This window comes from Glaciimonas sp. GNP009 (genome assembly GCF_054343755.1).
The window spans coordinates 1,503,787-1,520,031 of record NZ_JBTGUV010000004.1; the positions used below are offsets into that span (position 1 = coordinate 1,503,787).

The 16,245-nt window shown below is 49.7% G+C and carries 13 protein-coding genes; 5 read left to right on the plus strand and 8 right to left on the minus strand.

Annotation, left to right across the window (positions count from 1 at the left end; translation table 11 throughout):
• Positions 1-69 precede the first annotated feature (69 nt).
• Positions 70-1,569 carry an FAD-linked oxidase C-terminal domain-containing protein gene (locus ACXX82_RS07585; protein WP_322233279.1) on the minus strand — a complete coding sequence of 500 codons (1,500 nt, stop codon included), beginning with the start codon at positions 1,567-1,569 and terminating at the stop codon, positions 70-72.
• Between the two features lie 52 nt (positions 1,570-1,621).
• On the opposite strand from ACXX82_RS07585, the gene ACXX82_RS07590 reads away from it, so the two are divergent.
• Complete coding sequence (locus ACXX82_RS07590; RefSeq protein WP_323506721.1) at positions 1,622-1,816, plus strand: hypothetical protein; 195 nt, start codon at positions 1,622-1,624, stop codon at positions 1,814-1,816.
• A 57-nt stretch (positions 1,817-1,873) separates the two neighbouring features.
• Here the strand turns inward: ACXX82_RS07590 and ACXX82_RS07595 are convergent, their stop codons facing one another.
• A complete protein-coding gene (locus tag ACXX82_RS07595; protein WP_322240219.1) occupies positions 1,874-2,761 on the minus strand; it encodes a LysR substrate-binding domain-containing protein in 888 nt (295 codons plus the stop codon).
• Between the two features lie 192 nt (positions 2,762-2,953).
• The gene (locus ACXX82_RS07600; RefSeq protein WP_458562710.1) at positions 2,954-4,363 is read right to left on the minus strand and encodes an FAD-binding oxidoreductase; all 1,410 of its coding nucleotides are present in this window, start codon (positions 4,361-4,363) and stop codon (positions 2,954-2,956) included.
• Between the two features lie 123 nt (positions 4,364-4,486).
• Between ACXX82_RS07600 and ACXX82_RS07605 the strand changes: the two genes are divergently transcribed.
• On the plus strand, positions 4,487-5,044 hold the full coding sequence (locus ACXX82_RS07605) for a cob(I)yrinic acid a,c-diamide adenosyltransferase (protein WP_322233285.1): 558 nt from the start codon (positions 4,487-4,489) through the stop codon (positions 5,042-5,044).
• Between the two features lie 270 nt (positions 5,045-5,314).
• On the opposite strand, the gene dxs is transcribed toward ACXX82_RS07605, so the two are convergent.
• From dxs to ACXX82_RS07620, 3 genes are all read right to left on the minus strand, one after another.
• Positions 5,315-7,186 (minus strand): 1-deoxy-D-xylulose-5-phosphate synthase, encoded by a 1,872-nt coding sequence (dxs, locus tag ACXX82_RS07610; protein ID WP_322233287.1) that lies wholly within the window; start codon positions 7,184-7,186, stop codon positions 5,315-5,317.
• A gap of 4 nt (positions 7,187-7,190) precedes the next feature.
• A complete protein-coding gene (locus ACXX82_RS07615) occupies positions 7,191-8,060 on the minus strand; it encodes a polyprenyl synthetase family protein (protein WP_322240221.1) in 870 nt (289 codons plus the stop codon).
• Between the two features lie 83 nt (positions 8,061-8,143).
• Positions 8,144-8,404: an exodeoxyribonuclease VII small subunit gene (locus ACXX82_RS07620; protein WP_322233289.1), complete on the minus strand. Its 261-nt coding sequence runs from the start codon at positions 8,402-8,404 to the stop codon at positions 8,144-8,146.
• A gap of 387 nt (positions 8,405-8,791) precedes the next feature.
• On the opposite strand from ACXX82_RS07620, the gene ACXX82_RS07625 reads away from it, so the two are divergent.
• Together ACXX82_RS07625 and ACXX82_RS07630 are read left to right on the plus strand one after the other, a co-directional pair.
• Entirely contained in the window at positions 8,792-9,910 is a 1,119-nt protein-coding gene (locus tag ACXX82_RS07625) for an aromatic ring-hydroxylating oxygenase subunit alpha (RefSeq protein WP_322233291.1), read from the plus strand.
• A 507-nt stretch (positions 9,911-10,417) separates the two neighbouring features.
• Entirely contained in the window at positions 10,418-11,284 is an 867-nt protein-coding gene (locus ACXX82_RS07630) for a sulfurtransferase (RefSeq protein WP_458562711.1), read from the plus strand.
• A gap of 141 nt (positions 11,285-11,425) precedes the next feature.
• Here ACXX82_RS07630 and ACXX82_RS07635 read toward each other — a convergent pair whose 3' ends face one another.
• Both ACXX82_RS07635 and polA read right to left on the minus strand, forming a co-directional pair.
• Entirely contained in the window at positions 11,426-12,310 is an 885-nt protein-coding gene (locus ACXX82_RS07635) for a dienelactone hydrolase family protein (protein WP_323506724.1), read from the minus strand.
• 213 nt (positions 12,311-12,523) lie between these two features.
• Positions 12,524-15,325 (minus strand): DNA polymerase I, encoded by a 2,802-nt coding sequence (polA, locus tag ACXX82_RS07640; RefSeq protein WP_458562712.1) that lies wholly within the window; start codon positions 15,323-15,325, stop codon positions 12,524-12,526.
• On the opposite strand from polA, the gene ACXX82_RS07645 reads away from it, so the two are divergent.
• Complete coding sequence (locus tag ACXX82_RS07645; protein WP_323506726.1) at positions 15,326-16,078, plus strand: LOG family protein; 753 nt, start codon at positions 15,326-15,328, stop codon at positions 16,076-16,078.
• Positions 16,079-16,245: the final 167 nt, after the last annotated feature.

Below are 16,245 nucleotides of genomic sequence, written 5' to 3' on the forward strand. Positions count from 1 at the left end.
TTTCTGGTCTCGCTTTTGGCCTGATTTCCAGACCTGTTTTCATTTTTTCTGGCAACGTCGCACTATTTTTTAGAACCGCGGCAAATCCGGGAATTTTAGTTGACCACGCTTTACGTGCATTTTCCCGTATTCGGCACATCGTTGTAACGTCGGGATTGCCTTATCGGGGTTGAGCAAAAACGCCGTGTCAAACGCTCGCTTTACGCCAAAGAATGCCTCACGCTCGAGTGGCGAAAACTGCACACACATCGAATTAATTTTTTCAATTCCAACACCATGTTCACCGGTAATCGTGCCACCGACTTCGACACACAACTCCAGAATTTCAGCGCCAAAAGCTTCAGCACGATGAAACTCGCCCGGCACGTTTGCATCGAACAAAATCAAAGGGTGCAAATTACCATCACCGGCATGGAACACGTTAGCGCAACGTAAGCCATGTTTGGTTTCCATTTCTTCAATCCGCAGCAATACTTGCGCCAGATTTTTCCTTGGAATCGTCCCGTCCATACAATAATAATCAGGTGAAATACGCCCTGCCGCCGGGAACGCATTTTTGCGTCCAGACCAAAACCGCAGTCGCTCAGCTTCCGATTGCGACACCTCAATCCGGGTCGCGCCGCTGGCATCAAGTACCGCGCTCATACGACCGATTTCTTCCTCTACTTCTTCAGTTGTACCGTCCGACTCGCATAGCAAAATTGCGGCGGCATCAATGTCGTAACCGGCTTTGACAAACGGTTCAACCATGCGCGAACTGGTTTTATCCATCATCTCCAAACCGGCGGGAATAATCCCGGCGGCAATCACGTTGGCAACAGCATTGCCGCTTTTTACGACATCGTCGAACGACGCCATAATGACGCGAGCCAGTTGTGGTTTTGGAATGAGCTTGACGGTGACTTCAGTGACGATACCGAGCATGCCTTCGGAGCCGACAAAAACGGAAAGCAAATCGAGGCCCGGTGCGTCCAGCGACGCGCCGCCCAGTTCGACGATCTCACCATCAATCGTAACCATACGCACGCGCATGACGTTATGCACCGTGAGGCCGTATTTCAGGCAATGAACGCCGCCCGAGTTTTCTGCAACGTTACCACCTATCGTGCAGGCAATCTGCGATGACGGGTCTGGTGCGTAATACAAATTATGTGCCGCCGCAGCGTCAGAAATGGCTAGATTACGCACGCCCGGCTGGACAACCGCGGTACGGGAATAGGCGTCCATTTTGACGATACGGTTAAGTTTGGCCGTCGACACTACAACGCCATCGGCAATCGGCATTGCCCCACCGGACAAGCCCGTTCCCGCGCCGCGTGGCACGATCGGTACTTTCAGATCACGGCAAATCTTGAGAATCGCGGCAACTTGCGCCTCGTTTTCCGGCAACGCGACGACCATTGGTAATTGCCGATACGCGGCCAAACCATCACACTCGTAGGGGCGCGTGTCCTCCTCATTGAATAGCACTGAATGCGTCGGCAGAACAGCACGCAACGCAGCAGCAACCTGACGTTGCCGTTCAGCAGTAAAAGAAGGTGTAATTGAAGTCTCTGCGGGGGCGTTCATGCGATTCCTATGCGAGATAACTGTAAGGTAGTAACGTGCTGTCGGAGGCTAAATGACAAACTTTAATTCAGACTTTAAGAGAGAAGGGAATCAGTTACCTGACTTTAACCATGCCGAACAGGCCATGAATACGCCATCACTCTCGCCCGCCCGCGCACGCTTTGTAGTGCAGAGTATAGCGAAAATGTCATTGTCAGGCGGCGCTTATGTAACATCTGCGGCTGAAACTCTTATGCTGTGCGGATGAATTTTTTTCACGTGTTTCAAAACCGCTCGAGTAAGACAGGCTACGCAAATCGATTTTTTAAAGTCGTTTGAAGGTTTTTTTCATCCAGGCAATGAAAATCGTCACTTCCGGACGTTCATAGGGCTTTTGCTCGTACACCAGATAATAAGCATGCGGCGGAGAAGTCAGACTCACGTCAAACAATTGCACCAACTCTCCATCTGCGATCATTTTTTGTGCAAAGTGTTTGCGCGTCAATCCGACGCCAAATCCATTTCGAATCAACTCAAGCAGCAATCCTAAATCGTCTGCGCGCAATCCCGACGCAGGCTCCGGCCAATCCAATCCGGCTGCCTCAAACCAAGGCTGCCAAGGCTCTAAAGCAGAGCGTAATAGTGTTGCCTTGCGCAAATCGGCAGGCGTATCAATACCACCGATTTGACGCAAATAATCCGGCGTAGCAACGGCAAACGCAGGTTCCTCGAAGAGTTTTTCGGTCGTGGTGTTGGGATATCTGCCAGCGCCAAAACGCACTTCAATATCACTTTCCGAAAGACTTAAGTCGTACAGCGGAACCGACAAGAATATTTCTACAACTATGTCCGGATGCTCTGCGATAAAACTGCCTAAATGCGGAATCAGCAAATAGCGTGCAAAGGTGGGTGGCACTGTTATTTTGATCCGCGGCTGCGCCTGAGAAGCGCGATGCGGCATCGGAAACTCAATTAACGTGCGCAAAGCATTGCGTACCACGTCCAGATACCGGCGGCCAAATTCCGACAAAGTGACGGTGCGCCCTTCACGACTAAACAGCCGCTCACCGACGAAATCCTCAAGCAAGCGAATCCGGTGCGACAGCGCCGAAGGCGTAATGCATAACTCATCGGCAGCGAGTGCAAATGAGTTATGGCGCGCTGCGGCCTCGAACGCCGACAGGGCGTGGACCGGTGGCAATCGGGTCGCGATGGAGGACTTGTTTAGCATATTCCGTATGAGGCAATTTTCATTCGATATCCGAAAGTGCGATTTAGTGATTCACTGATCTGATGTTGCAATCACTGAACGCTGTAGCATACCGCGCTGCAACGCTTAGGGCCGAAGATACTTTTAGGACTAACTGAAAGTATCCATTTTGCTTTTATAGATAGTCGTATCGCCCTACCAACGAATAATTTTACCGGGATTAAGAATATTCTTCGGATCAAAAGCATGCTTCAGCACCCGCATAGTCTCAATCGCGGCGTCGCCATGTTCAGCGATCAAAAAATCCATCTTATGCAAGCCGACACCATGTTCACCGGTGCAAGTTCCATCCATCGAAATCGCTAACGCCACCATGCGACTATTAATACCTTCGGCGCAAGCAATCTCCACCGCATTATCTGGATCAACCAGCATTTGCACATGAAAATTGCCATCACCAACATGGCCTAATATCGAATAAATCATGCCGTGAGCATCGCAATCTGCTTTGGTCGACAACATGCACTCTGCTAAGCGCGAAATCGGCACGCAACAATCGGTTGATATGGCGCGAGATCCCGGACGCAACTGCAAGAGCGAAAAAAAAGCGTTATGTCGCGCAGCCCACAAACGTGAACGATCTTCAGGCTGCGTCGCCCATTCGAAGCCAATTGCGTGGAACTCATTGACCACGGACTGGACCACTTCGGCTTGTTCTTTCACGCCGTTTTCGCTGCCGTGAAACTCAAATAGTAATAATGGTTTTTCTGGCAAGCCTAATTTAGCATTGGCATTAATCGCCTTGACACTATTTTCATCGAGAAATTCGACCCGCGCAATCGGTACACCAAGCTGAATAATCTGAATCACTGAGTTGACGGCGTCACCGATAGTCTCGAACGAACACACCGCCGCAGAAATAGCTTCGGGCTGCGGATATAGCCGAACGGTCACCTCTGTAATAATGCCCAACGTCCCTTCACTACCGACAAATATGCGCGTCAGATCATAGCCAGCGGAAGATTTTTTAGCGCGCGTGCCGGTTTTGATAATACGGCCATCCGATGTGACGACGGTCAGCGCCAAAGTGTTCTCACGCATGGTGCCGTAACGCACGGCGTTAGTCCCGGACGCACGCGTCGCGGCCATGCCACCAAGCGACGCATCAGCACCCGGATCAATGGGGAAAAACAGTCCGCTATCTTTGATTTCGTGATTGATCTGCTTGCGCGTCACACCGGCCTGAACCGTAGCGGTCATATCTTCAGCGTGCACCGCCAACAGACGATTCATGCGTGACAAGTCGATCGAAATACCGCCTTGCAAGGCCAATATATGGCCTTCCAGAGATGTCCCGCAACCGTACGGAATGAGCGGTATTTGATATTCACTGCACAATTTGACGGTCGCCGCGACATCTTCGGTCGACTCAGCAAACACCACGGCATCAGGCAACATCGGATCGTAGGACGATTCGTCACTACCGTGATGCGCGCGCATGGCATGCGTAGTGGAGAAGCGGTCCCCAAATAAGGTTTTGAGTACAACAAGCAACGCGTCAGGCAGCGGCTTTTTTAATGCTGCCAATGTGGCGATATGATTCATAAGAGTCTCCGTTTTGTTAAGATTTTACTCTTCGATAGCGATTGCCGGGAATTTGTCACGGCATTGGGCCACTAGTGTAAAGTAATCGCCTATCTCACTATAATTTCACTATATACAACCAACATGGGTAATCGACTCTCAAAAATAGCTACGCGCACGGGCGACAACGGCACAACTGGCCTTGGCGACGGTAGCCGCACAGACAAAGATAGTCTGCGGATTCACGCAATTGGCGATGTCGATGAACTGAACTCACATCTCGGTGTTTTACTCTGCGAGGTATTACCGACTACTTTGCGCGATGATCTGCTGACGATTCAGCATGATTTATTCGATCTCGGTGGCGAGTTGTGTATTCCGGGTTACGTGATGATCAAGGAGTCACAAGTGGCGCGACTTGACGCATTGCTCGAAAAATATAATGCAGACTTGCCACCGTTACGGGAATTTATTTTACCTGGCGGAGCACGCACAGCGGCGCTGGCACATGTTTGCCGGACAGTGTGTCGCCGCGCTGAGCGCAGTATCATCACGCTGGGCAAGAGTGAAACGGTCAACGTTCCTGTGCGGCTTTACGTCAATCGACTATCGGATTTGTTGTTTGTTTTGTCGCGGGTGTTAAATCGGTTGGATGGCGGCAGTGATGTTTTGTGGAAAAATGTCGGGCGCAGTGACGTTTGAGCCGCTTTGATCGCTATTGCGCTATTGATGAGACCTGAGCGTTGACAAGATTTTAGCGTCGATGGTGATCTGGATCGGTTGCGTAATGCGTTCCTTTTCTGCTTCGGGCAGATGCTCCAACAAAGCAAATCAGACTGCACCGATGAAGACTTTTTTATTGGCCGGATCGTCCACTAATGCACTCACTACGGTCTTTGTAAATTACCTATCGAAGACCGTAGCTGACAACACACTTAATCACCCATCATCAGAGGGAATCAAAAACCCAATCTAATTCTGCATAGCCACCAAATGCAATACCTCTTTGCCAAATCGTTGACGAATACTCGCCGCAATTCCTTCTGCATTCAAACCACACATCGCCAATAACTGTGTAGCGTCACCATGATCGATAAAACGATCGGGCAAACCCAGATTCAGAAGCGGTTTGACACATCCTGCCGCCGCCAAAGCTTCTGCCACCGCGGCGCCAGCGCCACCCATGATCGAACCTTCTTCTACAGTGACAATTGCCTCGTGCGAATTTGCCAGTTCGAGTAACAGCGCAACATCCAGCGGTTTAATGAAGCGCATATTAGCGACGGTCGCATTCAATGCTTCGGCCGCTTCAAGACTTGGCGCAACCATCGTACCAAAGGCCAAAATCGCTATTCCCTTACCTTCGCGCCGAATCTCGCCTTTGCCAAATGGCAACCCAACTAATGCCTGATCAATCACTGCGCCAACACCACTGCCACGGGGATAGCGCACGGCGGCTGGCCCTTTGTAGAGATAAGCTGTCGACAACATCTGGCGACATTCGTTTTCGTCAGAAGCAGCCATGACCACCATGTTGGGAATACAACGCAAGAAAGCGATGTCATAATTGCCAGCGTGAGTCGCGCCATCAGCTCCGACCAGACCAGCACGATCAAGCGCAAAGGTGACATCCAGATTTTGCAGCGCGACATCATGTATCAATTGATCATAAGCACGTTGCAAGAAGGTCGAATAAATCGCCACAACTGGCTTGAGGCCTTCGCAAGCAAGGCCAGCGGCAAAAGTCACCGCGTGTTGCTCGGCGATACCAACATCGTAGTAACGCTCTGGAAAGCGCTGCTCAAACTCCACCAATCCAGAGCCGCCCGCCATTGCTGGCGTAATACCGATTAGTTTTTCATCTTGCGCTGCCATATCGCATAGCCAGTCACTGAAAACTTGCGTATACGTCATCTTGCTGGACGTCGCTGGCTTGATGCCGACGGCTGGATTAAACTTTCCGGGCCCGTGATAAAGCACGGGATCGGCCTCAGCCAACTTATAACCCTGACCTTTTTTTGTTACCACGTGCAAAAATTGCGGACCTTTCAAATGCTTCAGATTTTGCAACGTTGGAATCAGCGATTCCAAATCATGCCCATCAATGGGACCGATGTAATTGAAACCTAATTCCTCAAACATGGTGGCAGGTACAATCATGCCTTTGGCGTGCTCTTCAAACCGCTTGGCCAATTGCAACACTGGTCCCGGCAGCATCGATTTGCCGACATTTTTGGCCTTGGCATAAAATTGACCGGACATCAAGCGCGCCAGATAACGATTCAATGCGCCGACCGGTGGAGAGATCGACATATCGTTGTCATTTAAGATAACCAACATATTGATGTCGTCATACACGCCAGCGTTGTTCATCGCTTCAAAAACCATACCGGCGGTCATTGCACCGTCACCGATCACTGCGACAGCGTGACGATCCTTTTCACCTTTGGTCTTGGCGGCTAAGGCCATGCCCAGCGCTGCCGAAATCGATGTTGACGAATGCGCCGTCCCAAAGGTATCGTATTCACTCTCGTCACGACGAGGAAATCCCGAAATACCTTCAAACTGACGCAAGGTTTTCATTTGATCACGACGACCTGTCAGTATTTTGTGCGGGTAGGTTTGGTGACCTACGTCCCATACGATACGATCTTCGGGCGTATTAAAAACGTAATGCAGCGCGATTGTCAGTTCAACGGTTCCTAAATTTGACGACAAATGGCCGCCAGTCTGGGACACGGAATCAATAACGAATTCGCGTAGTTCATCAGCCAGCGGTCGCAATTGCGCACGCGTTAAAAGGCGCAAGTCGGCCGGGCTGTTTATTGTATTAAGTAAATTCATGGGACTAAGCTTTCCGCTGCACAATCAAATCTGCCAATTCACGCAGGCGACGGGCTTTATTTCCAAAGGGCGCAATCGCCGCGTGAGCGTCGTTACGCAACTTATCTGCCAATACCTGCGATTCCGTCAACCCGATGATCGATACATAGGTTGGTTTATTATTCGCTGCGTCCTTGCCCGCTGTCTTGCCTAAAGTTGCTGAATCGGCAGTCGCATCAAGGATATCGTCGACCACCTGAAACGCCAACCCAATCGCCGTACCGTATGCTTCCAATGCTTGCACTTCCGTGAACGATAACGTCTTGCCGCTGGTGGCCCCCAATAGGACTGAGGCGCGTAGTAAGGCGCCGGTCTTCAATCGATGCATCAACTCCAGCGCATCCAGAGATAGCTGCAAACCGACACTATCCAAATCGATTGCCTGACCGCCGCACATACCGAAAGACCCGGACGCCGCCGCCAGCAAGCGCAACATCATCATCTGGCGCACCGGATCAACAGTCTCGACATTGGCAGACAACACAATAAACGCTTGCGACTGCAATGCATCGCCAACTAATAATGCGGTTGGTTCATCATATTGCACATGCACGGTCGGTTTACCGCGGCGTAGTGCGTCGTCGTCCATACACGGCATATCGTCATGCACCAGCGAATACGCATGAATCATTTCGACTGCTGCTGCTGCGCGTTCCAACATAGGTTGAGGTGCTCCGAACAGCTCACCAGCCGCGAATACCAAAAGAGGCCGTATCCGCTTGCCGCCATCTAAAACCGCATAACGCATAGCCTGGTGCAAGCGTACCGGAACATCCGTAGGCAAGGGCAAAAATGTTGTCAATGCAGCTTCAGTTACTGACTGAATCTGCCGCATCCATTCAGAAAACCCAGCAATATCATCCGGCACTCCAATTGCGTGAAGCGACTCTATAGCTTCCGTCGTATTGTCAGCACCCGTCATGCATCGCTTCCATCGGACTGATCAGCGGGCGCGGCGAAAGGTTTCAACATATCTCCCTCCAGAACTTTTACCTGACTATCAACTTTATCGAGTTGTACTGCGCAAAATTTAACCAGTTCTGAGCCGCGTTTATAAGCCGCTACCGACGCCTCCAACGGTAACTCACCGGCTTCCATCTGGGCAACAAGTTGCTCCAATTCAGCCATTGCCTGTTCAAATGATGCCGGATTACTGGCAGAAAGTGCGTTCTTTGCCATAATTGTTAAAGCCTGTTCAAAATAATGTTGCCTTACCATCAGTCATTGGCCAGCCTGCACGATGTCGTCGTTGATCTGAATCAATACCAAGCCGAGCACTGCAGATGGTAACGGCTGATTGCGGGGAAGCAAAAGCTAAAGTCAGAAACTCTAGGCGAGTGCTTAATTGTGGTGTCCGCTATTTTAGTGCAAACAGTTATAACCCGTTGAATTTCTGAGGGATTATCCGGCAATTTATGGTCAAATAGAGAAAAGCAAGTCTAGCTGTGGCATAATAGTAGGTTATGTCCGAAACTTCCGCTTCATATTAATTTTATATTATTTGAATACAGATTTTTACGGATTCTTTCTCTCTTAGGTTGGTGCAGATTAATTTGGGGGACGGGAATGTCCGATCTGGCTATTTTTGCCACGCTGGCGCGGTCTGATGCGCAACTTCCAGTCGACGTCTATTTTGACGAAACACTGTTAAAACGCGAAATACAACAGCTATTTCAAAGTGGTCCACGTTATGTTGGCCACGAGTTAATGGTACCCAATGTTGGCGATTACGCCACAATGGCATCCGAAAATGAAGGCCGCATGTTAGTGCGCAATCCTGAGGGCATTGTGCTAGTTTCTAACGTCTGTCGTCATCGTCAAGCGAAGATGCTCGACGGTCATGGCAACGCCCGCACTATCGTCTGTCCGCTACATCGCTGGACTTATGACCTCAAAGGTGAACTCATCGGAGCGCCGCATTTCGGCGAAACTCCATGTATGAACCTGTCTCAAACACCGCTGCAAAGCTGGAACGGCTTACTGTTTGAAGAAAACGGCTTTAATGTCGGGGAAAAACTCAACAAGTTAGGGGTGTCGAAAGACCTTGATTTCAGCAACTATTTGTTTGATCACGTTGAAGTGCATGAATGCGATTACAACTGGAAAACTTTTATTGAGGTTTATCTGGAGGATTATCACGTTGAGCCGTTTCACCCCGGATTGGGTAGTTTTGTCAGTTGCGACGATCTCACGTGGGAATTCAGCAAGGATTACAGCGTACAAACAGTCGGTGTCAATCATGGTCTGGCAAAATCCGGATCACCGGCTTACAAAAAATGGCAAGAACAGGTTCTCAAATTTGGCAACGGCAAACCACCAAAATTCGGTGCAATTTGGCTAACAATATATCCAAACATCATGGTCGAATGGTATCCCCACGTATTGGTGGTATCCACTTTGTGGCCAAGGGGGCCTCAAAAGACAACGAATGTGGTTGAGTTCTACTACCCTGAAGAAATCGCGTTATTCGAGCGCGAAATGGTAGAGGCCGAACGCGCTGCATACATGGAAACCTGTGTCGAAGATGATGAAATTGCGCTACGCATGGACGCTGGCCGCAGTATTTTAATGGCGCGAGGCGTAAGCGAAGTCGGGCCATATCAATCACCGATGGAGGATGGTATGCAGCATTTCCACGAATGGTATCGCAGCCAGATGGACCTACCAAAAACTAACGTCGACTAACACCCGCTGATCAATTACTTTAATCTGTACGACTTCGAAAAATCAGTCGTTCAGATTCATTCTTCTCTTCCTTTCTTCTCCCTCGTTTTTGACTTATCGCTCGTACTCCCGCGCTTTTCAACTTGATTATGGCTGAAACACCATCAAATTTGTTCCTCGCAGCGATAAGTGCGCCATCAAAGATTAGCAGCGCTTTGTGGCATTTAGTCCGCATCAACTGCGACATTTACTGAGATAGTTGCTTTATCTTATTTTCCAAGTTTGATGATTTTTTTGTAATCCCCTTTATGTGGTCGCTACCGCCATTAATTATCAACGGCTGATCGACAACAACGCTCTATAATTAAAGTGAACATTCTCGACTGCTAAATCGCTTATCGCCTCAAAAGCGAGCGATAAACCAAGTATCAAATGTGAGATTGAATTTCAAGGCACTATTGCGAACTTAAATGGCAAGCTTGGGTACAATATATTCGCTGCTACATGCAAGAACTACAGGAGATCGCTATGCCAAACAAACATCCTTACACCACGCTGATTTCAGCTGCCAACCTGTTGCAAAATGCGCCGCAAGCGAACTGGGTCATAATCGATTGCCGTCACGATTTGGCCGATCTGGATGCTGGCCGCGCAGCCTATACTTCTGGCCATATTCCTATGGCGCAATTCGCGCATCTCGATCAAGATTTATCTGGTGCCAAGCTAGCTGCAGATGGCGTTTTCAAAGGACGCCATCCGTTACCAGAACAAGATGCCCTGATCGCGACTTTGCGCCAATGGGGTATCAATGACGATACGGAGGTCGTTGCTTACGATGCGCAAGGCGGCATCTTTGCTGCGCGACTTTGGTGGCTGCTGCGCTCAATTGGTCATGCCTCCGTAGCGGTGCTTGATGGTGGATTAGCGGCTTGGCTAGCAGAAGGGCAAACGCTATCAACCACAGTCACTACAAACGTGAAGGGTACTATCAGCATCAAACCCGCGTTAGTCACCAACGTTGATGCGCAGGATGTTTTAAATAATTTAACCAATCCACAACGTACTGTGGTCGATGCCCGCGCACCGGACCGCTTCCGTGGCGAAAACGAGACCATAGACCCCATCGGCGGTCATATTCCTGGTGCAAAAAATCGCTTCTTTAAAAATAATTTACAAGCCGATGGACGCTTTAAACCGGGTCATCAACTGCACGAAGAGTTTAGTAACATTATCAGTGCATCCCAGGCTGCAGTGATGCAATGCGGATCTGGCGTAACTGCATGTCACAACTTGCTGGCTTTGGAAATTGCTGGCTTGCACGGCGCAGCGTTGTATCCTGGATCGTGGAGCGAATGGTGCGCAGATCCAAGTCGCCCGATTGCCACCGGTGCTTGATATTCCTTCCAAACAGCGCTGGCGGTAGTAAATAAAAGAGTGTTTGGTTAGTCGCAAAGGCAACTGACCTACACACTCTTCCGACGATGCGCGTCACTCAAATTGCACTACTCTAACGAGAGCAACGCCGTTCAATTCAGCTCAACTAACACCGTGGCTTTTAAACCATTCCAGGGCGCGTTTCCAGCCATCCCTGGCGTCAGCTTCAACATAACTCGAACGATAATCCGCGTTAAACGCGTGGCCTGAGTTTGGATACACGACAAAGGTCGATTTGCTGCTGCCCTTTGCAAGTGCAGCCTTCATTTGCTGAATACTATCTTGCGTAATTCCCTCATCTTTGCCGCCATATAAACCGAGTACCGGCACTTTCAATGCGGCTGCGATATCGACCGGTTGATGGGGATTGAGCGCGCTCTTATCGCCGACCAGACGGCCGTACCATGCCGCTCCCGCTGTGACTTTAGGATTGTGGGCACAGTACAACCACGTAATGCGACCGCCCCAACAAAATCCGTTAATGGCAAGCTTATCGATATTTCCACCATTTTCTTTGGCCCAAGCTACGCAGGCATCCAAATCCCCAAGTACCTGATCGTCCGGCACCTTCGAAATCACTTCTTTTTGCAGTTCCGCAATCGAGGCGAAGGCCGCCGGATTTCCCTGACGAATAAACAAATCGGGTGCGATAGCCAGATAGCCAAGCTTCGCAAAACGTCGTGCCACGTCCGCGATATGTTCATGTACACCAAAAATTTCGGAGATTACCAGCACTACCGGCAAGTTGCGCTTACCTTCCGGTTGGGCCCGGTATATTGGCACGGTCAGACCATTGATTTGTACTTCAACAGTACCGGCGGTCAATCCAATGGTATCGGTCTTAATCACAGTCTGTGCGCAGACCGGCAAAACCGCAGCCGCAAAGCCGGTGCCCAGGGCGGTCTTAATAAAGGTCCTGCGATCAACGTCGTCGGATAACCGCGCTTTTCCTACCAGGCTATCAAAATCATCTTTTAAGTTCGGCACTCAGATTCTCCTAAAAAGTGGTGAAACTATCGTGGGTCAAGTTGTCGTCGTGAAAGCGATGAAATACACATGGAATTATTTAAAAAACGGTTAAGACTGTCTAACCACGTCTAACTCCTTTGCATGAACTGCTCTCAGCATTTGTACGCTGAGAGCGACATCAACACGATACAAACCGTCGCATCGTTCATACAGACTCAATTCAAACCAGCATCAATGTGCTTCATCCCAATTTTTTCCAACCCCGACTTCGGCAATCAGCGGGACCCGTAACTTTGCTACGCTAGCCATCAGTTCAGGCAACTTTACGCGAACTAATTCCAACTCTTCTTGCGGCACTTCAAGCACCAATTCATCATGGACCTGCATCACCATTTTGGATTTTAGCTGTTCTGCCTCAAGCCAGCCCTGCACGGCAATCATGGACAACTTAATCAAGTCGGCAGCGGTGCCTTGCATCGGTGCGTTAATCGCAGCGCGCTCTGCACCTTGGCGGCGTGGTCCGTTTGGCGAGTTGATTTCTGGCAACCATAAACGACGGCCGAAAACCGTTTCAACGTAACCTTGCGCTTTGGCCTGCAAGCGCGTGTTGTCCATAAACAATTTGACGCCGGAAAAGCGCATAAAATATTTTTCGATATACATTTGCGCCGCCGCCCGCTCGATACCCAGATTACCTGCCAGACCGAACGCGCTCATGCCATAAATCAAACCGAAGTTAATCACCTTGGCGTAACGACGCTGCTCGCTACTGACATCCGAAGCTGTTACACCGAAAATTTCGGCCCCGGTTGCGCGGTGAATATCAATACCATCAGCAAACGCCCGCAACATGTTTTCATCGCCGGAAATGTGCGCCATGATACGTAGTTCAATTTGCGAATAATCAGCCGAGACGATCACGCTATTTTCAGGCGCAACGAACGCCTCCCTGATACGACGCCCTTCGGCGGTGCGGATGGGAATGTTTTGTAAATTCGGATCGTTCGAAGCCAATCGCCCCGTCACCGCCACCGCCTGTGCGTAGTTGGTATGCACCCGTCCAGTAGACTGATTGACCATTTTCGGCAACTTGTCGGTATAGGTCGACTTCAACTTTGAAAGACTACGATAATCGAGCAAAATCTTCGGTAGCGGATAGTCTTCCGCTAGCTTTTGCAGTACTTCTTCATCGGTCGACGGTGCACCGGAAGGCGTTTTCTTGATGATTGGTAATTGCAGCTTTTCAAAGAAAATTTCTCCCAATTGTTTAGGAGAATTAAGATTGAATGGCTGACCCGCCAGGATATAAGCTTGCTGTTCAATTTCCAACAGGCGTTTACCTATTTCATTCGATTGGGTCTTCAACAAACCCGCATCGATCAAGACGCCATTGCGTTCAATTTTTTGTAAAACAACCGCGGTTGGGACTTCGATACTTTCGTAAATAAAACGCAGCTTTTCGTCGCTCTCAATATGCGGCCACATAGTCTGATGCAAGCGCAAAGTGACGTCAGCATCTTCCGCGGCATATTCAGTGGCACGTGCAATCTCGACTTCATCGAAACAAATTTGTGACGCGCCTTTTCCGCAGACCTCTTGAAAAGTAATCGTTTTATGTCCAAGATGGCGCAACGCCATGCTGTCCATGTCATGCGGACGGTGGGATTCGAAAACATACGATTCCAGCATCGTATCGTGCTCGATGCCGCGTAGTGTCACGCCTTGATTGGCAAAAATATGACTGTCGTATTTTAAATTTTGGCCGACTTTTAACTTAATTGGATCTTCCAGCCAGGATTTCATTTTTCCCAATACAAATTCCAACGATAGCTGTTGCGCGCCGTCTTGCGTCCGATGCGCTACTGGAATATACGCGGCCACGCCTATAGTGCAACTGAGCGAAATACCGACTAATTGTGCAGTCATCGGATCAAGCGAGGTTGTCTCAGTATCGACCGAGGTTAATGGCGCATCGGCAATGACGGTCATCCAGTGATCAAGTTGCTGTTCGGTCGTGACGGCCTCATAATTTGTTACCGCCCGCGGAAACAAACTACTTTGCCCCAGACTTTCCACTGCCGTCGTGACGGCATCGATCAGGTCGACTTTTTCATCGCCATCCGCTTTACTGGTATTTTCTACTTTGGCCGTTGCAGCCACACTGCTAGCCACACTACTACTAAGCTCACGTAGCCATGTTTTAAAATTGTAACGCGTATAAAGCGAGATTAATGTTTCACTATCTTGCGGCAAAATAGCCAGTGAATCTGGAAATAAGCCCATGTGTTCGCTAAGATCGCAATCGGTCTTAACGGTAACCAGCGCTTTAGCCTGAGGTAGCCAATCGACCGCCTTCCGCAGATTTTCGCCCACCGCGCCACCGATGTTTGCGGCATTGGCAATCACTTGATCCACCGTATCGTATTGGGCCAGCCATTTCACCGCGGTTTTCGGACCAACTTTAGAGACGCCGGGAATATTATCGACCGTATCACCGATCAAGGTCAGGTAGTCAACAATACGGTCTGGGGGAACGCCAAATTTGGCAATTACCCCCGGCGGATCCAATTTCTCATTATTCATTGTGTTAATCAGTGTCACGTGCTGATTAACCAGTTGCGCCAGGTCCTTGTCGCCGGTGGAAACCACCGCGGTCATCCCGTGCGCGACCGCCTGAACTGTCAAGGTACCGATGACATCGTCGGCTTCAACACCTTCAACCATTAAAATAGGCCATCCCATAGCGCGCACTGCAGCGTGAATAGGCGTAATCTGTTTAACTAGGTCTTCCGGCATTGAAGCGCGTGTAGCCTTGTACTCGGTATACATATCGTCACGAAACGTTTTCCCTTTTGCATCGAACACGCAGGCAATGTAAGCTGCAGGGTAATCAAGACGTAAACGACGAAGCATATTTAAAATACCGTACAACGCGCCGGTCGGCTCGTTGTCGGCATTGCGCATATCGGGCAGAGCATGAAAAGCCCGATAAAGGTAACTGGAACCATCAACTAACAGCAGGGTTTTTTGCATATGGAATCGAACTCGAACGGAAAAAATGTACCGCGGTTGCGGCAAGTGACGGACATCGAACGTGCTACCTCCAAGAAGGCGCGCGAATCATGGCATATGTTCACAATTATGGCAGAGTTTATCGAGTCGACCGAACGTCTGTCTGAGTTACATCCTGCAGTCTCCATCTTTGGCTCGGCGCGGATTAAAGAAGATAACCCGTATTACGAACAATGTTCGGATATTGCACGACGCTTTTCGGACGCTGGATTCGCGGTTATTTCAGGCGGCGGTCCTGGTTTGATGGAAGCGGCCAATAAGGGCGCGTTTGAAGGAAAGTCACCCTCGATTGGCCTCAATATTGAGCTACCACACGAGCAAAGCAGTAATAAGTGGCAAGATATTTCGTTAAGTTTCCGCCACTTTTTTGCGCGTAAGGTTGCCTTCGTACGGCATGCGGATGCCTATATCGTATTACCCGGCGGCTTTGGCACCATGGATGAGCTAACCGAGGTCCTGACCTTGATTCAGACCGGGAAATGTCGAAAGATTCCGATCATTTTAGTCGGCAGTACGTTCTGGGAAGGCCTGCTGGAGTGGTTCCGTACGACGTTGGTTACCACTGGAATGATCGGCGCAAAAGACCTTGATCTGATTCAGGTTATCGACGATCCTGCGCTGATTGTAGATGCCGTCTTCGACTTTTATGACAAAGGTGAAACATCGCTGGCAGATTCTGTAGACCGTCATACCGACACCGGCGCATTGTTGTAATTTTTACCCGCACTACAACGGGATCGACATATAAAGTGTCGGTCCTGCCTATGGCCAGGATAGCTGGATTTGGACGATTTCGTCCGACTCCTATTGGCTTCGCTTAAACAAGATTAAGCGCTGACTTTCCAGCCTGCCGGTCGACAGCGTTGCGCTATGAATGGCAG